This window comes from Stenotrophomonas maltophilia (assembly GCF_001676385.1).
Classification (GTDB): Bacteria; Pseudomonadota; Gammaproteobacteria; order Xanthomonadales; family Xanthomonadaceae; genus Stenotrophomonas; species Stenotrophomonas maltophilia_J.
The window spans coordinates 96,753-115,605 of record NZ_LYVJ01000014.1 but is presented as its reverse complement, the minus strand read 5'-3'; the positions used below and the strand labels follow the sequence as shown (position 1 = coordinate 115,605).

At 67.1% G+C, this 18,853-nt stretch carries 16 protein-coding genes; 5 read left to right on the top strand and 11 right to left on the bottom strand.

The genetic code is table 11. The annotated features are described in order from the left end of the window. From A9K58_RS17140 to gap, 5 genes are all read right to left on the bottom strand, one after another. Positions 1 to 132, bottom strand: a 132-nt coding sequence (locus A9K58_RS17140) for an HAD hydrolase-like protein (protein WP_331250484.1), incomplete at its 3' end; no start/stop codon positions are given. Then, a complete protein-coding gene (locus A9K58_RS17135; protein ID WP_065200486.1) occupies positions 129 to 1,304 on the bottom strand; it encodes a phosphoglycerate kinase in 1,176 nt (391 codons plus the stop codon). The genes A9K58_RS17140 and A9K58_RS17135, both read right to left, overlap by 4 nt. A gap of 352 nt (positions 1,305 to 1,656) precedes the next feature. Continuing rightward, on the bottom strand, positions 1,657 to 3,039 hold the full coding sequence (locus tag A9K58_RS17130; protein WP_065200485.1) for a DUF3999 domain-containing protein: 1,383 nt from the start codon (positions 3,037 to 3,039) through the stop codon (positions 1,657 to 1,659). Continuing rightward, on the bottom strand, positions 3,036 to 5,705 hold the full coding sequence (locus A9K58_RS17125; RefSeq protein ID WP_065200484.1) for a DUF2339 domain-containing protein: 2,670 nt from the start codon (positions 5,703 to 5,705) through the stop codon (positions 3,036 to 3,038). The genes A9K58_RS17130 and A9K58_RS17125 overlap by 4 nt, the downstream gene beginning before the upstream one ends. A 125-nt stretch (positions 5,706 to 5,830) precedes the next feature. Beyond that, positions 5,831 to 6,835 (bottom strand): type I glyceraldehyde-3-phosphate dehydrogenase, encoded by a 1,005-nt coding sequence (gene gap / locus A9K58_RS17120; protein WP_065200483.1) that lies wholly within the window; start codon positions 6,833 to 6,835, stop codon positions 5,831 to 5,833. Positions 6,836 to 7,026: 191 nt separating this feature from the next. Here gap and A9K58_RS17115 point away from each other — a divergent pair, with 191 nt between their 5' ends. The 3 genes from A9K58_RS17115 to A9K58_RS17100 all read left to right on the top strand — a co-directional run bounded on the left by A9K58_RS17115 (position 7,027) and on the right by A9K58_RS17100 (position 9,845). Next, the gene (locus A9K58_RS17115) at positions 7,027 to 7,656 is read left to right on the top strand and encodes an OmpW/AlkL family protein (RefSeq protein WP_065200482.1); all 630 of its coding nucleotides are present in this window, start codon (positions 7,027 to 7,029) and stop codon (positions 7,654 to 7,656) included. Between the two features lie 559 nt (positions 7,657 to 8,215). Next, on the top strand, positions 8,216 to 9,034 hold the full coding sequence (locus tag A9K58_RS17105) for a S1/P1 nuclease (protein WP_065200480.1): 819 nt from the start codon (positions 8,216 to 8,218) through the stop codon (positions 9,032 to 9,034). 10 nt (positions 9,035 to 9,044) lie between these two features. Further along, entirely contained in the window at positions 9,045 to 9,845 is an 801-nt protein-coding gene (locus A9K58_RS17100; RefSeq protein WP_065200479.1) for an MBL fold metallo-hydrolase, read from the top strand. A gap of 57 nt (positions 9,846 to 9,902) precedes the next feature. Here A9K58_RS17100 and A9K58_RS17095 read toward each other — a convergent pair whose 3' ends face one another. Genes A9K58_RS17095 through A9K58_RS17085 form a run of 3 tightly spaced genes read right to left on the bottom strand, consistent with a single transcriptional unit; the run spans position 9,903 to position 12,062 of the window. Further along, complete coding sequence (locus A9K58_RS17095; protein WP_065200478.1) at positions 9,903 to 10,466, bottom strand: hypothetical protein; 564 nt, start codon at positions 10,464 to 10,466, stop codon at positions 9,903 to 9,905. Beyond that, positions 10,463 to 11,704, bottom strand: a complete 1,242-nt coding sequence (locus tag A9K58_RS17090; RefSeq protein WP_065200477.1) for a M56 family metallopeptidase — start codon at positions 11,702 to 11,704, stop codon at positions 10,463 to 10,465. Before A9K58_RS17090 ends, A9K58_RS17095 begins: the two co-directional genes overlap by 4 nt. Then, on the bottom strand, positions 11,697 to 12,062 hold the full coding sequence (locus tag A9K58_RS17085; protein WP_032977188.1) for a BlaI/MecI/CopY family transcriptional regulator: 366 nt from the start codon (positions 12,060 to 12,062) through the stop codon (positions 11,697 to 11,699). The genes A9K58_RS17090 and A9K58_RS17085 overlap by 8 nt, the downstream gene beginning before the upstream one ends. Positions 12,063 to 12,181: 119 nt before the next feature. Between A9K58_RS17085 and A9K58_RS17080 the strand changes: the two genes are divergently transcribed. Both A9K58_RS17080 and A9K58_RS17075 read left to right on the top strand, forming a co-directional pair. Continuing rightward, the gene (locus A9K58_RS17080; RefSeq protein WP_065200476.1) at positions 12,182 to 12,739 is read left to right on the top strand and encodes a flavin reductase family protein; all 558 of its coding nucleotides are present in this window, start codon (positions 12,182 to 12,184) and stop codon (positions 12,737 to 12,739) included. Positions 12,740 to 12,772: 33 nt separating this feature from the next. Continuing rightward, positions 12,773 to 14,725 (top strand): acetyl-CoA hydrolase/transferase C-terminal domain-containing protein, encoded by a 1,953-nt coding sequence (locus A9K58_RS17075; protein WP_065200475.1) that lies wholly within the window; start codon positions 12,773 to 12,775, stop codon positions 14,723 to 14,725. Positions 14,726 to 14,851: 126 nt separating this feature from the next. Here the strand turns inward: A9K58_RS17075 and tkt are convergent, their stop codons facing one another. From tkt to A9K58_RS17060, 3 genes are all read right to left on the bottom strand, one after another. Next, on the bottom strand, positions 14,852 to 16,849 hold the full coding sequence (gene tkt, locus A9K58_RS17070; RefSeq protein ID WP_065200474.1) for a transketolase: 1,998 nt from the start codon (positions 16,847 to 16,849) through the stop codon (positions 14,852 to 14,854). 164 nt (positions 16,850 to 17,013) lie between these two features. Next, positions 17,014 to 17,448, bottom strand: coding sequence for a hypothetical protein (locus A9K58_RS17065; RefSeq protein WP_231109339.1), 435 nt, complete (start codon positions 17,446 to 17,448; stop codon positions 17,014 to 17,016). A 77-nt stretch (positions 17,449 to 17,525) separates the two neighbouring features. Continuing rightward, entirely contained in the window at positions 17,526 to 18,845 is a 1,320-nt protein-coding gene (locus tag A9K58_RS17060) for a dicarboxylate/amino acid:cation symporter (RefSeq protein ID WP_065200472.1), read from the bottom strand. Positions 18,846 to 18,853 lie beyond the last annotated feature (8 nt).

Here is an 18,853-nt window from a genome sequence, read left to right as displayed (position 1 = left end):
GTCCTGCGGTGGCACCGGGTACTGCATCTTCTGCAGTGCGTAGGCGATGCAGGTGGTGATGCCCACCTGCGAATCGATCAGGGTGCCGTCCAGGTCGAAGAACAGGACATCCCTGCTGCGCCCGGCACTCATGCGCCGCGCGCGTCGAGTGCGGCCACCGCCGGCAGGGCCTTGCCTTCCAGGAACTCCAGGAACGCACCACCGCCGGTGGAGATGTAGCTGACCTGCCCGGCGATATCGAACTTGTCGACCGCCGCCAGGGTGTCACCACCGCCGGCGATGGAGAACGCCTTGGAGCTGGCGATGGCGCGGGCGAGGGCTTCGGTGCCCTTGCTGAAGGCCTCGAACTCGAATACACCGACCGGCCCGTTCCAGACCACGGTGCCCGCCTTCTCGATCAGCTGCGCATACTGCGCGGCGGTCTGCGGGCCGATGTCGAGGATCAGGTCGTCTTCGGCAACGGCGTCGACCGCCTTCACTTCGGCAACGGCGTCGGGCAGGAACTGCTTGGCGGTGACCACGTCGACCGGCAGCGGGATGTCGGCGCCGCGCGCTTTGGCATCAGCCACGATCTTCTTCGCGGTATCCAGCAGGTCCGGCTCGTACAGCGACTTGCCGACGTTGTAGCCTGCGGCGGCGATGAAGGTGTTGGCGATGCCGCCACCCACGATCAGCTGATCGACCTTGCCGACCAGGTTGGCAAGCAGTTCCAGCTTGGTGCTGACCTTGCTGCCGGCGACGATGGCCAGCAGCGGCTTGGCCGGTGCATCCAGCGCCTGCGCCAGCGCGTCCAGCTCGGCCATCAGCAGCGGGCCGCCGGCCGCGACCGGGGCGAAACGGATGACGCCGTGGGTGGAAGCCTGCGCGCGGTGCGCGGTACCGAAGGCATCCATCACGAACACGTCGCACAAGGCGGCGTATTTCTTCGACAGGGCTTCGTCGTCCTTGCCCTCGCCTACATTCATGCGGCAGTTTTCCAGCAGCACGAGCTGGCCCGGCTGCACGTCAACGCCGTCAACCCAGTCACGAACCAGCGGAACCTCGCGGCCGAGCAGCTCGGACAGGCGCTGGGCGACCGGCGCCAGCGAGTCGGCCTCGCTCCAAACACCTTCCTTCGGGCGCCCCAGGTGCGAGGTGACCATCACCGCCGCACCCTGCTCCAGCGCGCGCTTGAGCGTCGGCAGCGAAGCGGTGATGCGCTGTTCGGAGGTGATGCGGCCATTCTCGATCGGCACGTTCAGATCCTGGCGGATCAGCACGCGCTTGCCGGAGAGGTCGAGGTCGGTCATGCGGACGATGGACATGGGCAACTCTTTGGCTCAGGGACGGGATGCCGGGGTACGGCAGACGGCCATTGTATCGGGTGCGGGTGGTGGGAGGGCCGATGCCTGCGGCAGGCAGAGGCGCAGAGCGACAGCAACAGCCAGAGCCAAAGCCAAAGCGCTGGCGCCTTGTGACGCTATGGGTGGACCGAGGCGGTGCGGGCTGGCAGGGGACGCCGTAAACCCCTCCCTGGGGGCTTAGCCGCGCCATCCATGGCGCGGCTAAGCCTCCAGGGACGGATTCACGGCGTCCCCTGCCCAGCCCACCCGCTCGGCCCATCCCCGGGATCGCGCTTTGCAGCCACCCACGAGGGGCTGCGCCGTTCGCTGGAACCTATTCCGAAGGCGCCTGCTTCTGCCGAAGCAGGCTGACCGCCAGGCCGCCCACCACCAGCACGCCCAGCCCCAGCAGCGCCCACAGCAGCCACGCCTTCCAATCCCGCTGCGGCGTCAGCGCTGCATCACCGGCCAGCGGCTCCGGGGTGCCTTCCAGCCGCGCCAGCGTCGGCTGCCACGACGGATCGTTGCGCTGCCGGAGTTCTTCGATCAGTACACCGATCGGCGCCTCCATCCGCCGCGCCGTCGCGCTGCCCACCGCCAGCGCATACGGGGCCGCGCCCTGGCTGAGGAACACCAGTACCTCGGGCTGATAGCCCAGGCGCAGGGTCGGCGCGGTGGCGATTTCCGCCGGGTTTGCCACCAGTTTCCAGAAACGGTCGCGGTGCATGCCATTGAGCGGCTGCGCCGCCGACTGCTGGCGCTGGCCCGGCCCCTCCTGCTGCAGCTGGTAGGCGATCCACGGTGCCGTGCGGCGCTGCCATTCCGCGCTCTCATCATCACGACTGAACAGCGTCCACTGCACCAGGCTGTTGTCGGTGCTGGCAATGTCCGCGCGCCCGATCGGGAAGCGTCCGTCCAGGGTGAACGTGTATTCCCCCTTTCCCTTCGAGGTTGGCTGCAGCGACAACCATTCCCAGGGCAGCGTCGCCGGTGCCGGCGGGAGCTCGGCCAATACGCTGCGCAGGGCCGGCAGGCGCGCATCACCCTCGGCCAGGACGCGCAGGTAACGTGCCTCGCCGTCTACCTGCAGCCGGCGCTGCAGCAGCCGCTTGCCCGCCCGCTGCAGGTCCACCAGCGGAATGTCGCGGCCGATCACGCGCCAATGCTGCAGATCGTCGCTGGCGTCCAGCTGTACCTGCGCCTGCATCGGCTGGCCGCTGTCGGCCCAATCCAGTACCAGCGCGGCCAGCGGCTGCTGGCCCAGCACGCTGGCATCAATCAGCCAGCCGCCCTGTCCGTTCGCCGCCACGCCGCCACTCACCCGCGCCTCCACCCGGCGGACGCGGCCGTCTGTATCGCGTTCGGTCAGCAGCTGCAGATCATTGCGCTGCGCTTCGGCCAGCGGTGGCAACGCGAACCACGGCAGTTCCCGCTGAACCGGGGGCTGCGCCAGCGGCTGGTCCGGCGCCAGCAGGGCCGATGGCAACGATTGGCCGGCAGCGTTGAAAACCTGCAGATCGCCCAGGTCCGCGCGACCCGCGCGACGGTAGATGGCCGGCTCCAGCACGATGCGGTAGGCGCCGGATTGTGCACTGGACAGCGTCAGCGGCCATTGTTCGGCGTACTGGGTGCGGTAATCGGCCGCCTGCGCGGCGGCGGCGGCGGCGGCCAGCAGGCCGAACAGCGCCGGCAGCAGCGCCCTGCTCCACGTGATCATTGCTTCTCCTCCACGGTCGGCGGCGCGCTCGGCGGTGCCGGTGCCAGATATCCCACGACCGTGCACAGCAGGCCATAGGCGATGAATGATGCGATGCCCAGCAGGTTGCCCAGGTGCTGGCGATCGATGAGCACCAGCTTGGCCAGCACCACGCCCATCAGCACGGCACCGACCATCCACAGCACGCGCTGGCCACGACGCGAGCCCCATACCCAGGCGATCACGCCGAGCACGCTCCACAGCACGGTCAGGCTGGTCTGCGCCAGGCTGAAGCGTGCCATCGACATGCTCCATGACAATCCGCCCCAGTGGTGCACGGCGTGCAACACGAGGCTGGTCAAGGCAATGAAGCCTGCCAGCGCCAGTACCGGCAGGCGAATCCGCTGCAGCGGCTGTGGCGACTGCGCGCTGTACAGCCAGCGCGCCAGCAGGGCCAGGCTCAACCATTGCCCCAGCTCTGCAGGATTCAACACCGGCAACCAGGCCAGGGGCGCGGCATTACCCGGCAGCAGCTGGCCAAGCAACCATCCCGTGGACAACAGGCCGAACAGCACGCACTGCAGGGGCAGGCGCACACGGTCGAACGCGTCACCCAGCGGCCAGCGCAAGACATTCCAGCGCCACAGCGACAGCGCCGCGATCAGCAACCACGGCAGCGTGACCAGCAGCAATGTCCAGCCCTGTGCCAGCCCGGCCTCACCGCCGCCCCACAGGGCCAGCAGCGAAAGCAGCGACGGCCACAGCAGCCACCACAGGAACTGCGCGATGCGCGCCACGGTATTGCCGCCCTGGCGCAGGCACAGCAGCGTGCGCACGCCCAGCACGGCGAACAGTGCCCAGGCCAGCGCGCCGTGGCCCGCGAACGGTTGCTGGTGCGCGTCGCTCTGCATCAGCGCAAGCGGGAATCCCAGCGCCAGCATCGCCAGCGCTGTCACGCCCAGCGCGCGCGCCGGTTGGCGGCGTTGCGCTTCGGCGGCCAGCCACGCGGTGACGGCCGCCAGCACCAGCAACGCATCGGCCTGCGAGCGAGGCGGGACAAAGCGGAAGATCTCGTGCACCAGGCCCCCCAGCCACCACAGCAGGCCCCACAGGTAATAAGCCAGTGCGACCTCGGGACGCGCCCTGCGCTGATAGCTCCAGGCGGAGGCGAAGCCGGCCACGGCCAGCAGCAGCGCGCCGAGCGCCGTCGGATTGAGCAGGAAGCGCGCGTCCTCATGCCAATGATCGCCGCCCGCCACGAACGCAAATGCAGCGCCGATCTGCAGCAATGCGCCGGAGATCTGCGGCAACCTGCGCTTCTGGCGCAACCCCAGCCAGGCCAGGCCAGCCCCTTCCAGTGCGAACACCGCACCGGTGGCACGCGCCGACAGCGCCAGCGGCACCGCCAGGGTGGCAAAGCCCACCGCCAGCACCGCGTGCGACTGCGCCAGCACGGTATAAGACGCACGCGCGATCAGTGCGCGCGCCAGTACCGCGTAGATCGCGGCCAGGCCCAGCGCACACAGGGCCAGCGTCATTGGCTGTTCGTGCAGCATGCATGCCTGCAGTGAGAACGCGACCAGCGGGGTACCGAACACCAGGCTTCCATCGACCAGGTCCCGCCGGCCGGCCGGCTGGCGGCGGGCATACAGCAGCGGGATCAGCAGGTAGAAGGCGAAGAACAGCAGCAGGAACGGCTCGGTGCTGTTGAACCGGTCCGGCGTGTACTGCAGTACGCCCCAGAAGGTGCCGATGCCGAAGGTGAAAGCGAAGCCCAGCAGGTTCAGCGCGCGCCACGGGCGGAACCAGGCGATGGCGAAGATGCCCGCGTTGAGCACCGCGTAGTAACTGAACAACCCTACGTGGTTGCCGCTGCCGGTGGACAACCACAGCGGTGCCATGAAGCCGGCCAGGATGCCCAGCACCGCCAGCGTACGCGAGTTCTGCACGACCGCCAGCACGCACAGCCCGGCCACCAGTGCAATCGAGCCTGCGAAGGCAAAGCCGGAGGGAATCATCTCGAAGCGCTTGAACGCTGCGAAGATGGTCAGCAGCAGCACGCCGATCGCTCCCCCCTGCAGCGCAAGCGCGAACAGGCGCCGGCGCTCGCGCTGGTGCCACCCGAAGGCCAGCAGGCCCAGTGCACCGACGGTGACGCCAGCCAGTCGCAGCTCGACCGGCAGCACCAGCCAGCCCTGGTCGCTGACGTACTTCAACAGCGCGGCGACGCCGGCCAGCAGCACCAGCATGCCGATCTTGACCGGCACGTTGCCTTCGGTGAACCAACGCTTGACCGCGCCAATGCCGCGCTCGATGAAGTTGGGCAGTGCCGGCTCGGAAGGCAACGGTGGCTGCACCGGCGCAGGCGGTACTGGCGGTGGCGCAACAGGACGGAGCACGGGCGCTCCGGTGGGCGCTGCCTCGCGCGCCGGCGGCTGCGGGGGCTGCGGTGCAGCAGTGACGACCGGCCGCAGGAACGGTGGATCGGCACTGGCCGAAGGCGTGGCCGCAGGCCGTTCAGCCGCAGGCGCGGTAGCCACCGGCCTGACACTGGCCGGCGCATCGGCCAGCGCGCTTTCCAGCGCAGCGACGCGGCGGCGCAGGCCGGCGATCATCACCAGCGCGACCACCAGCAACAGCGGAATAGCCAGAAGAACCAGTACGACCAGGGCTATCAGTGCTTCCATTGCATGCTTCCAATGCGGTTCCGCGCCCCAGCGGCAGCGGTCGACCGGCCCATGCTACGACAGGGCTGGCCCCATAAACGACGAACCCCGGCCAGGCCGGGGTCCGCGCGTGCTGCTCGCCGGTCTTACTTGGCGGCGACGACCTTGGCCATTTCCAGGCACTTGTTCGAGTAGCCCCACTCGTTGTCGTACCAGGTGACCAGCTTGACGAAGGTGCCATCCAGGGCGATGCCGGCTTCGGCGTCGAACACCGAGGTGCAGGTCTCGCCACGGAAATCGGTGGCCACCACCTTGTCTTCGGTGTAGCCCAGGATGCCCTTCAGCGGGCCTTCGCTCTGTGCCTTCACTTCAGCGCAGATCTCGGCGTAGGTGGCTTCCTTTTCCAGTTCGACGGTCAGGTCGACCACCGACACGTCCGAAGTCGGGACGCGGAAGCTCATGCCGGTCAGCTTCTTGTTCAGTTCCGGGATGACCACGCCGACGGCCTTGGCCGCACCGGTGGACGACGGGATGATGTTCTCCAGGATGCCACGACCGCCGCGCCAGTCCTTGTTGGACGGGCCGTCAACGGTCTTCTGGGTGGCGGTCGCCGCGTGCACGGTGGTCATCAGGCCGCGCTTGATGCCCCACTTGTCATTGATGACCTTGGCCAGCGGGGCCAGGCAGTTGGTGGTGCACGAGGCGTTGGAGATGATCGCCTGGCCGGCGTAGGTCTTGTCGTTCACGCCGTAGACGAACATCGGGGTGTCGTCCTTCGACGGCGCCGACATGATGACCTTCTTCGCGCCCGCATCGATGTGCTTCTGCGCGGTTTCCTTGGTCAGGAACAGGCCGGTGGACTCGATCACCACGTCCACGTCCACTTCGTTCCACTTCAGGTTGGCCGGATCGCGCTCCTGGGTGAGGCGGATCTTCTTGCCGTTGACCAGCAGGTCGTTGCCCTGCACCGCCACGTCGGCCTTGAAGCGGCCGTGCACGGAGTCGTACTTGAGCATGTACGCCAGGTAATCCGGCTCCAGCAGATCGTTGATGGCCACGATTTCGATGTCGTCGCCGAAGTTCAGCACCGCCGAGCGCAGGACGTTACGCCCGATGCGACCGAAACCGTTGATACCAACCTTGATTGCCATTTCTCAAGCTCCTGCGGCCGCGACGGGTGCGGCGGGATGGATAGGGCCCACAAGTCTAGCAAACCGGCGCTGGCCACCGCGGGCCAGTGCCCGCGCTGGAAGGCCGGCGGACAGGATTTGATCCGGATCAAAGCGTTAGCGCCGCGTGAGGCCGAGACTGTCGCCATCCACCCAGCAACGAGAGCCCCCCCATGCGCAAGACCTCTTCCCTGATCCTGGCCAGCCTGGCCGCCGCCCTGTCGCTCGCCGCCGCCCCGGCCATGGCCCAGTCCAAGGGCGACTGGACCGTCTCGGCCGGCGTGCACCAGGTGGCCCCGAAGTCGAACAACGGCTGGCTGGCCGGCGGTACGCTGAAGGTCGACGTCGACAACGACGTCAAGCCGACCATCACCGGCGAGTACTTCATCGCCGACAATCTGGGCATCGAAGTGCTGGCCGCGCTGCCGTTCAAGCACGACATCAACATCAACGGCCTGGGCCGCGTGGGCAGCACCAAGCAGCTGCCGCCGGTGGTGACCCTGCAGTACCACTTCAACAGCAAGGGCAAGGTATCGCCGTTCATCGGTGCCGGCGTGAACTACACGACCTTCTTCAGCGAAGACACCACCGGTGCGCTGGCCGGCAGCAAGCTGAAGCTGCAGGATTCCTGGGGCCTCGCCGCGCATGCGGGCGTGGATTTCGCGATCGGCGAGAAGGGCGCTCTGCGCGTTGACATGCGCTGGATCGACATCGACAGCAAGGTGAAGTTGAACGGCGAGAAGATCGGCACGGTCAATATCGATCCGCTGGTCTACGGCGCGTCCTACGTCTTCAAGTTCTAAGCGGCGTGGTGAGCGCGGGGGCTTCACCCCCGCTCCCCCGCTGCACGCACAACCCTCGCAGCATGTTGCCCCGGTGATTGCCGGGGCTTTTTTGTGCCTGGGACTGAAGCGGTTCCGGAGCTGGGGCAAGGCAGGGAGCGGAGCCGGGACACGCCGTAAACCCATCCCTGGGGGCTCGATGGCGCCATCCATGGCGCCAACGGTCCCGGCTCCGCTCCCCGCCTTGCCCCATCCCATCACCGCGTGCGTACCAGCTCAAGCAAAGGCAAGAGCAGAACCCGTGCATCCGAGGCGCAGTGATTGCCTGTAATTGCAGGAGGCCGATTTTGATCCTGCATTTGTTTTTGATGTTGCATTTGACGTTTGCATCCGCCTTCGCGGTCATGTTGGATGGGGGCTGCAGGGGCAGGCGCTGCGGGACCGTCCGCGGCATGGATGCCGCGGCCGAGCTTACAGGGACGTACTTGCAGCGTGTCCCGCAGCGCCTGCCCCTGCAGCCAGCCCCCAGCAGACAGGAACGCGCCGCTCTTCAATCCACCTACCCCGCTAGAATGTGCGCATGAAAGCCCTGCACTCCCTGTTCCTCGCCGCCGCCCTGGCGCCGGCCCTGCTGTCCGTGTCCGCCCCCGCCCATGCCTGGGGCGCGCAAGGCCACCGCCTTGTCGCCGAAGTCGCCGACGCCCGCCTCACCCTCACCGCCCGCGCCGAAGTGGACCGCCTGCTGGCCACCGAACCGGGCGCAACTCTGGCCAGCATCGCGCTATGGGCCGACCAGCTGCGCGCCAAGGACCCGGGCCTGGGCCGTCGCTCGGCCGGCTGGCACTACGTCAACATCGCCGAAGACAACTGCCACTACGAAGCAGCGAAGCACTGCAGGAATGGCAACTGCATCGTTGAAGCCCTGAAGGCGCAGAGCGCCATCCTCGGCGACCGCAGCCTGACCGACGGCGAGCGCCTGCAGGCGCTGAAGTTCGTCGTGCACCTGGTCGGTGACATCCACCAGCCGATGCACGCCGGCTACGCCCACGACAAGGGCGGCAACGATTTCCAGATCCAGTTCGGCAACCGCGGTACCAACCTGCACTCGCTATGGGACAGCGGCATGCTCAACACGCGCACGCTCGACGATGCAGCCTATCTGCCGCTGCTGCAGGGCCAGCGCGCGCCGAAGCTGGCGCGCCAGTCCAGCCCGCAGCGCGACCCGCAGGCCTGGGCCGAGGCCAGCTGCCGCATCTCCATGCAACCTGGCGTTTATCCGGCCGCGCGTAAAATCGGTGACGAATACACCGAGCGCTACCGGCCGCTGGCCGAAGCGCAGCTGCGACTGGCCGGCGAGAACCTCGCGCAGTTGCTGAACCGCGTGCTCGGCACGCGCTGAGGAGATTCCGATGCCGGTCCAGGTACAGTCGTTCTTCCACCGTGACAGCAACACCTTCAGCTATCTGGTCAGCGACCCGGCCAGCGGCGAGGCAGCGCTGATCGACCCGGTCCTGGACTACGACCCGGACACCGACGCCATCAGCGATGCGCCCATACGCGGCGCGGTGGAGGCCATCGAGCGGCAGGGCCTGCAACTGCGCTGGCTGCTGGAAACCCATGCCCACGCTGACCATGTATCGGCGGGACGCCGGCTCAAGCAGCGCTTCCCGCAGGCCACGCTGGCCATCGGTGAAGGCATTCGTGCGGTGCAGGCCACTTTTGCGCCGCGCTACGGCCTGCAGCTTCCTGCCGCAGATGAAATCTTCGATCACCTGTTCAACGATGGCGAAACCTTCGCTCTGGGCGAACTACGCTGCCAGGTGATCGCCGTGCCCGGCCATACCAGCGACAGCATCGCCTACCTGATTGACGATGCGCTGTTCACCGGCGACTCGCTGTTCATGCCCGATGGCGGCACCGCCCGCTGCGATTTCCCCGGCGGTGATGCCGCGCAGCTGTACCGCTCGATCCAGCGCCTGCTGGCCCTGCCCGATGCAACGCGGGTATTCGTCTGCCACGACTACGGCCCGGGTGGCCGCGGCTTTGCCAACGAAACCACCATCGGCGAACAGCGCGCGCACAATATCCACGTGCATGACGGCGTGGCCGAGGCGGAGTTCGTCAGCGTGCGCCAGGCCCGCGACGCGACGCTGGAAGAACCCAGGCTGATGCAGCCCGCGGTGAAGGCCAACATCCAGGGCGGGGCCTGATCCACGCCGCTGCGCTCGCCGGGCGTGGCCCGGCGCTACCCCGGTCATTGCAAGCGGTCATTTTCCCCGCGTGCGCACCACATGCTGGCCCTTCACGATCTCAAAAGTGAAGGCATATTGCAGGGTGACGGCCACCGGTTCGACGCGCTCGGCGCCGCGACAGTCACTGCGGTCGGCAGGCACCTTGCCGGCGGCGAAGTGGCAGACCGCTGCGGACGAGTACTTCCACATCGCCACGGCTTCCTGCGCAGCTTGCAGCAGAGGCGCGTTCTCGCCTGCAGACCCTGCGGCGCATTCCTGGCGATCGGTCAATGGCCAGCTGCGCTCCACGGCGCCACTGGCATCAACCACCACCTGCAGGCAGATGGTGGTCGGCGCCAGTTCCGCGCGCGGGTCGCGTTCGCCGACCTCCGGGTCCGGTGCCGCGTACAACTGCGGCATCCGGTAGCCCTCGGTCGCACCCAGCGAATACACCTGCAGCTGCCCACTGCCGCCGCCCGCCTGCGGCTGCAGTCGCTGGTGACCGACATTCTCGCTGCGGGTATTCACCGTGGTCAGCCGCTCCTGGCTCGCACACCCCACCAGCAGCGCCGCTACCATGAGCAGCGGCGCGGACTTCACTGGGTGTCCTCGGTATTGTCCATGGCATAGGTGATCGGAATGCGCACGGCACCGGCTACCGGCTTGCCGTTCTTCATCGCCGGCCGATAGGTCCAGCTGCGCGCCGCAGCAATCGAGACCGCATCGAACACCCCCGGGTTGGTGGCGCTGAGCACCTGGACGTCAGTAGGATGACCCTTGGCATCCACCTCCACACGCAGGTTCACCACACCTACCTGACGCTGCTCGATCGCAGACTTCGGGTAGGACGGCGGTAGCATCCTGTCGACCTGGATCGGACGGTCCAGCCCCGCCTTGGCCGCATCTTCCAGCGCATGTTCGAACGGCTCGACGCCGATGCGGCTGCCACCGGCCGCACCGCCCTGGCTGGCCCACGCCACCGCGCCCATTCCCACGCATAACCCGACCACCAGCACCTGACCGGACACCCACGGCAATGCCTTCCGCTTGGACTGCTTCAACATGGCGATACGCTCCTTCAACACGGGTTGGCTGCGCCAATGGCAGACCGCCGGCGCAACCGGGTGGACCAGCTGCGCCTTCAGCAGCGTGCTGGCATAGAGGCCGCGCAGCGCAGGCTGCGGGCCGATGGTGCGGGCATCACAGGCCAGTTCCTGGTCGCGCAGGAAGCGGCGTGCAGCCCATGGCAGCAGCGGGTGGAACCAGAAGACCGCGCGCGCCAGCAGCAACGCGCCGTTGGCCCAGTGATCGCCATTGCGACGGTGGCTGCGCTCGTGTTGCAGGATCAGGCCCCGTTCCTGCGCGCTGAACTGCTGATCGAATTCCGGGCCAACTACGATGCGCGGCCGCCACAGGCCAACCAGCGCTGGCAGGCCTGGGTCGCTGCTGGCCTGCCAGCTGCCATCGGTGCGCGGCGTCAGTGGGCCCATGCTCCGTTCGAAACGATGTTGTGCGTGCAGGTCGCGCAACAGGCGGATGCCCGCGCCCAATGCCCACAGCGCGAACAACAGCCCGGCCCATGGCAACGAGGGCCCGTTCAGGGCATCGAGGGCACCGGGCATCACGTTCAGCGGCAGCGTGGGTACCTGCTGCAACACCGCAACCTGCGGCAATGGCAGCGTCAGTGCCACCAGCAGCAGCGGTAGCAGCCACCAGCTGCGGTAGGCCAGCCCAGCGCCCCCCAATCGCACCAGCAGCGGCCGCATCACCGCCAGCAGGACCACGCCCACCGCCAGCCACAGGCTGCCCTGCCACAGTCCATCAAGCAGCTCATTCATGGTCCAGCTCCTGGATCAGCTTCTTCAGTTCAGCGATGTCCTGCGCGCTGAGCTGGCCGCGCTCACTGAAATGCGCCACCAGCGGCGCCACCCTGCCCTCGAAGACGCGGCCGATGAAGTCCTGGCTCTGCGCCTCGACCCATGCCTGGCGCTGCAGCAGGGGCCGGTACAGGTAGCGCCGGCCATCGCGCTCGGCGGCGATCGCGCCCTTGGTCAGCAGGCGGTTGAGCAGGGTCTTGATGGTCGGTTCGGCCCAGTCGCGGTGGGCCAGCGCGGCGACCACTTCGTCGGCACTACGTGGTGCCTGCTGCCACAGCACCTCCATCACAACGGCTTCGGCTTCGCTGATCGGGGTCATGGTTTACATCCGTAATCGACACCATCGATTACGCGCGTAATCGAACCGCCTGTCAAGCCCCTCGACTCCAGGTTCATCCCGGCTGCGCCAGCATCGATCCCTCCCGTCCCAGGCCCCGGATGAAAGCGCTGCCCAAGAAGGATTTCCCGGTCGAGCAGGCCCGCCGCTTCCTCGAACCTGGGCCGATCGTGCTGGTCAGCACCGCCTGGCGCGGCCAGCGCAACGTGATGACGATGGGCTGGCACATGGTGATGGGCTTCTCGCCTTCACTGGTCGCTACCTATCTGTGGGACGCGAACCACAGCCACGCGCTGGCCCATGGCAGCGGCGAGTGCGTGATCAACGTGCCCGGCCTGGAGCTGCTCGATACCGTGGTGGACATCGGCAACTGCAGCGGCCGCGAGGTCGACAAGTTCGCCCGTTTCGAGCTCGATGCGCTGCCCGCGCGCGAGGTCGGCGCGCCGCTGGTCGGCCAATGCCATTCGTGCTTCGAATGCCGACTCTACGACGACAGCCAGGTCGCGTCGAGAAACCTTTTCATCTGGGAAATCGTGCGCGCCCACGTCGCGCCCCGGCCGAAGCTGCCGCGTACGGTGCATTACCGGGGCGATGGGCAGTTCATGGTGTCCGGTACCGAAGTCTCGCGTCGACGGCGGTTCAAGCCCGACATGCTGTAATGCCGCCACTCCCCACACGCAGGACTGCCCCGCATGACCGAACACCTCACCGACCTGGACGCCGCCGTCGACTGGCTGTTTGCGCGGGTGGAAGGGCCGCTGCGGATCGGGGCACCGCTGGCGCTGGGCAAGCCGCATCGGCTGCTCAATGCCCTCTACGCACGTGTCGAGCAGGACCCGTCGCGGCCACTGCGGCTGTACACCGCGCTGTCGCTGAATCCGCCGAAGGCGCGCGGCGCTGGCCTGGAAGCACGCTTCACCGCGCCCTTCGTACAGCGCCATTTCGGCGAGGATTTCCCTCGCCTGGCCTATGCCGACGCGATCGCCCGCGACGCGTTGCCTGCGCATGTGCAGGTGGAGGAGTTCTACATGCAGTCCGGCGCGCTGCTCGGTTCGCGGCAGGCACAATCGAGTTATACCAGCCTGAACTACACCCATGCCGCCGACGCGGTGGCGCAGCGCGCACCGCACGTGATCGTGCAGAAAGTGGCGATGCGGCCCAACGACCGCCGGCTTTCGTTGTCGTGCAACAACGACATCACCCAGGACACGCTGGACGCCATGGCGGCACGCGGCCTGCCACGGCCCTTGATGGTGGCCGAGATCGACCCTCGGCTGCCCTATCTGGGTGGCTCGGCCACGGTCGACGTGTCCTTCTTCGATCTCGTCATCACGCCACCGCCGCCGTACCCGGCCCTGTTCGGCCTGCCGCGGCAGCCGGTCGGCGACGCCGACTATGCCATCGGCCTGTATGCCAGCACACTGGTGCGCGACGGCGGCACCCTGCAGATCGGCATCGGCACGCTGGCCGATGCCCTCAGCCACGCGCTGGTCCTGCGCCATACCGACAATGCGCGCTACCGCCGCGTGCTGCATGCGCTGGACCCGCAGTTGGCCAGCCATCCGCTGGTGCAGGAGATCGGCGGGCTGGAGCCGTTCGAGGTGGGCCTGTACGGCTGCAGCGAGATGCTCAACGAGGGCTTCCGCCGGCTGGTTCAGACTGGCGTGATCAAGCGCAAGGTGCACGACGACCTGGCGCTGATGCAGCGCATCGAGAACGGCAGCACGCTGTCCATCGACCACGCCACTCTGGCCGCCGAGGGAGAATACCTGCACGGCGCGTTCTACCTGGGCTCGCCGGAGTTCTACGAATGGCTGCGCACGCTGCCAGATGACGAATGCCGTGCGATCGGCATGCGCAGGATCAGCGAGATCAACCAGTTGTATGGCGGCAACAAGACGCTCGAGCGCTTGCAGCGCCGCCATGCGCGCTTCTTCAATTCCTGCATGATGGTCACCGCGCTGGGCGCAGCGGTGTCCGATGCGCTGGACGATGGCCGCGTGGTGTCCGGCGTCGGCGGACAGTACAACTTCGTGGCGATGGCACATGCCCTGCCGGAAGCGCGCAGCGTGCTGATGTTCCGCGCGGCGCGAGACGACAAGGGCCGGCGCGAATCCAACGTGCGCTGGAACTACGGCCACACCACCATCCCGCGCCACCTGCGCGACATCTACCTCAACGAGTACGGTATCGCCGACCTGCGCGGGCTGACCGACGAGGACTGCGTGCATGCGATGACCGCGATCACCGAAGCCCCGTTCCAGGGCGATCTTCTGCAGCAGGCACATGCCTCGCGCAAGCTGCTCGCGGCCGCGCAACCGGATCCGGCGCGGCAGCAGCGCAACACGCCACAGGCATTGGCGGCGGCACTGGCCCCGTTCCGCGCGGATGGCAGCCTGCCCGACTATCCGCTGGGCAGCGATTTCAACGAGATCGAACAGGTCCTGGTGAAGGCACTGGGCTGGCTGAAGGCCAACACCGAGACCCGCAGCAGCAAGCTGCGCACGGTCTGGGCCGCCCTGCGCCAGCCGGCCGGCGACGGCGATGCGGTGTACCTGCAGCGGATGGGCCTGCAGGCACCGAAGGACTTCGCCGAGCGCCTGGACGCGCGACTGCTGCGGCTGGCGCTGGCGCGTACCGCCTGAAAAAAGGGGACGGAGGGGATTAAGTCGTTTGTGCACAAACGACTTAATCCCCTCCGTCCCCTTTTTCTTGCGACAAGGAAAAGGCCGGCGTGCGCCGGCCTTTCCTGCATCACGTCGCGAGTCTGCTTACAGTGCCTTGGCCGCTTCCACCACGTGGGCGGTGGTGATGCCGAAGTGCTTGTACAGCTGGTCGGCCGGGGCCGAGGCACCAAAGGTGTCGATACCGATCACGGCGCCGTCCAGGCCCACGAACTGGCGCCAGAAACCGGTGACGCCGGCTTCCACGGCCACGCGCTTGCGCACGGCATTCGGCAGCACCGATTCACGGTAGGCCGCATCCTGGCGCAGGAACACATCGGTGGACGGCATCGAGACCACGCGGGTCTTGATACCGGCCGCATCCAGCTGGGCCTTGGCTTCGGTGGCCAGCGAGACTTCCGAGCCGGTGGCGATCAGGATCACGTCCGGGGTACCGGCAGCATCGGCCAGCACGTAACCGCCGCGCTCGATCTGCGCGATCTGCTCGGCGCTGCGCGGCTGGTGCGGCAGGTTCTGGCGGCTGAACACCAGGCAGCTCGGGCCGTCCTGGCGGGTGATCGCAGCCTTCCAGCTCACCGCCGACTCGACGGCATCGCACGGGCGCCACACATCGTTGTTCGGGATGTAGCGCAGCGAGGCCAGGTGCTCCACCGGCTGGTGGGTCGGGCCGTCTTCGCCCAGGCCGATCGAGTCGTGGGTGTAGACGTGGATGGCGTGGGCCGGGATCAGCGCGCTCATGCGCACGCCGTTGCGGGCGTAGTCGCTGAACACCAGGAAGGTGGCGTCGAACGGAATGAAGCCACCGTGCAGGGCCAGGCCGTTGGCAATGGCGGTCATGCCGAACTCGCGCACGCCGTAGTACACGTAATTGGCGTTGGCGTCGTCGCTGGCGACAGATTTGCTGCCCTTCCACAGGGTGAGGTTGGAGTGGGCCAGGTCGGCCGAGCCGCCGACGATTTCCGGCAGCAGCGGGGCGTAGGCTTCGATGGCCAGCTGCGAGGCCTTGCGCGAGGCGATCGTCGGGCCTTCAGCGGCCACCTGGGCGATGTAGGCGTCGGCCTTGGCGACGAAATCGGCCGGCAGCTCCCCGTGCGAACGACGGGTCAGCTCGGCCGCTTCCGCCGGATACTGGCGGGCGTACTTGTCGAACAGCTGTTCCCACTCGGCCTGGCGCAGGGTACCGGCGCCATTGGCGCGCCAGCCGTCGTAGATCGCCTGCGGGATCTCGAACGGGCCGTATTCCCAGCCCAGCTGCTTGCGGGTGGCTTCCAGTTCGTCCTTGCCCAGCGGTGCGCCGTGGCTGGATTCCTTGCCCGCCTTGTTCGGTGAACCGAAACCAATGGTGGTGCGGCAGCAGATCAGGGTCGGCTTGTCGCTCTGCGACAGCGCGGCCTCGATGCCGGCCTTGATGCTGTCTGGGTCATGGCCATCAACTTCGCGGACCACGTTCCAGCCATAGGCCTCGAAACGTTCCGGGGTGTTGTCGGTGAACCAGCCCTCGACGTTGCCGTCGATGGAAATGTGGTTGTTGTCCCAGAAGCAGACCAGCTTGTGCAGGCCCCAGGTGCCGGCCAGCGACGCGGCCTCATGCGACACGCCTTCCATCAGGCAGCCATCACCCATGAACACCCAGGTGCGGTGGTCGACCACTTCCAGCTCCGGACGGTTGAAGCGCTGTGCCAGCAGCTTCTCGGCCAGGGCGAAGCCCACGGCATTGGCGAAACCCTGGCCCAGCGGACCGGTGGTGGTTTCCACGCCCGGGGTCTCGTGGCGCTCCGGGTGGCCGGCGGTGTGGCTGCCCAGCTGGCGGAACAGCTTCAGCTGCTCGATCGGCAGGTCGTAGCCGCTCAGGTGCAGCAACGCGTACTGCAGCATCGAACCGTGGCCGTTGGACAGCACGAAACGGTCGCGGTTGAACCAGTGCGGGTTGCTCGGGTTATGGCGGAGGTAGTCGTTCCAGAGGACTTCGGCGATGTCGGCCATGCCCATGGGCATGCCGGGGTGGCCGGACTTTGCGGTTTCAACCGCATCGGCGGCGAGGAAGCGGATGGCGTTGGCCAACTGGCGACGGGTAGGCTGCGTCATGGTTCTGTCGGAATCGGGAGGCGGCCGCGGACGTGCGGGCGGCCTATTGTCGCAGCTTGAGCGTCCCGGCGCTCGCACCCTGGCGATCGGAGCGCCGGCCGGTCCCCCCGCAGCAACGAAAATGCCCCGCAGGGGCGGGGCATTTTCGAGGGCCGGAACCCGTCCTAGCTGCCGGCCGAGGCCGGTGCCGCTGCCTCGATCACACCGCACATGGACTTCTTCTGGAAGTCTTCGCTGGTCGCGTAGGAGGGCGGGGTCATCTTGGTGACGGTGATCTTGGACCCTTTGCCCTCGCCCTCGATCATCACGTTCCACGGCAGGGTGACCTGGCCACCGTTGAGCTGGGTATTCTGCGTGAAGCTCAGCATGCCCAGGTCCTTGTCGACGCTGGCAACCGTCAGGCCCGACTTCACGCCCTCGATCTGGATCCGCTTGAGGGCATCGGCCGGCGCGACGTTGGGCACCACGTCCCAGGTGGTGAAAGTGCGGCCGCTGAAGAAGCTGCCATTCTTGCTGTAGTTGGTCTCACAGGCCTTCTCGGCACTGGCCTCGAAGGCCAGCAGGCCGAGCGCGGCCACCATCAGATACGAAATCCTCATTTCTGCTCCCTTTCGCACGGCGCCAATCCCGGCGCCTTCCATGCGCCGGGCAAGTATCCATGGCATTCAGTGCTGGTTCAATCGCGCGGCGTGGTCAGATCCGGGCCATCATGTGCCTCCCCCTTGGCCACCAGGGTGGTCAGGGCGAGGTCGCCAGTCACGTTCAGCGCGGTGCGGCACATGTCCAGGAAGTGGTTCACCCCCAGGATCAGGCCAATGCCCAGGGGATTGACGCCCACCATCGCACAGATCATCGCCACCACTGGCAGCGAGCCGGATGGCACGCCGGCGGTACCGATGCCGCCCAGGATGCAGACCGCCATCACCATGATCTGCTGGCCAATGCTGAGGTCCACGCCGAAGAACTGGGCCAGGAAGATGACCGTCACGCCCTCGAACAGCGCGGTGCCGTTCTGGTTGGCGGTGGCCCCCACGGTCAGCACGAACCGCGATACGCGCTGCGGCAGGCCCATCTGGTCGGCCACCCGCAGTGCGGTCGGCAGGGTTGCGTTGCTGGACGCGGTGGAGAACGCCATCACCGTCGCTTCCTGGGTATCGCGGAAGAATGACAGCGGCGAGCGGCCGGACAGCCACACCGCAGTGCCGTAGGTCACGATCATGTGCAGGCCCAGCGCCAGCACCACCACGCCCACGTAGGCACCGAGGCGGATGATCAGCTCGAAACCGAACAGCGCGGCCAGGTTGAACATGAAGCAGGCCACCGCGTACGGCGCCAGGCGGATGACCAGATTGATCAGGGTCATCGAGATTTCGAACACGCCTTCGATGGCGCGGCGCAGCGGAGCAACCTTGTCGTCATCGGTCAGCACCATGCCGATGCCGAACATCAGCGCGAAGAACATCAGCGACAGGATCGCGCCGTTGTCCGATGCGGCCTGCAGCACGTTGCTCGGCACGATCGACAGCAGCATGTCCATGCCTTTCGGCGTGCCGTGGATGCCGGCGACGATTTCCTTGCTGCGCTCGGCGTTCTCCGACAGCATCAGTGCCGCGGTCTGCGGGTCGACGCCGGCGCCCGGCTTGAGCAGGTTGACCAGTACCAGGCCGATGCCCACGGCAATGCCGGACAACAGCACGGTGAATGCCAGCGTCTTCCAGCCGATGCGGCCGAGGGCGCGGATGTCGCCCATTTCCGACACGCCCATGATCAGCGCCGAGAAGATCAGCGGCACGATGAGCATGAAGATGAGGTTGAGGAACAGGCTCGACGCCGGAGTGGTGATGTAGTCCATTACCCACTTGGCACCGGCCTGCAGACCATCGACGCTGCCACCCAGGGCGTGCACGATCAGTCCCAGGACCAGGCCGATCGCAAAGCCGATGCCCATCTTCCAATGCAGGGGCAACTTCTTGCTATCGGCAGCAGCGGCTGTCATACGCGGGT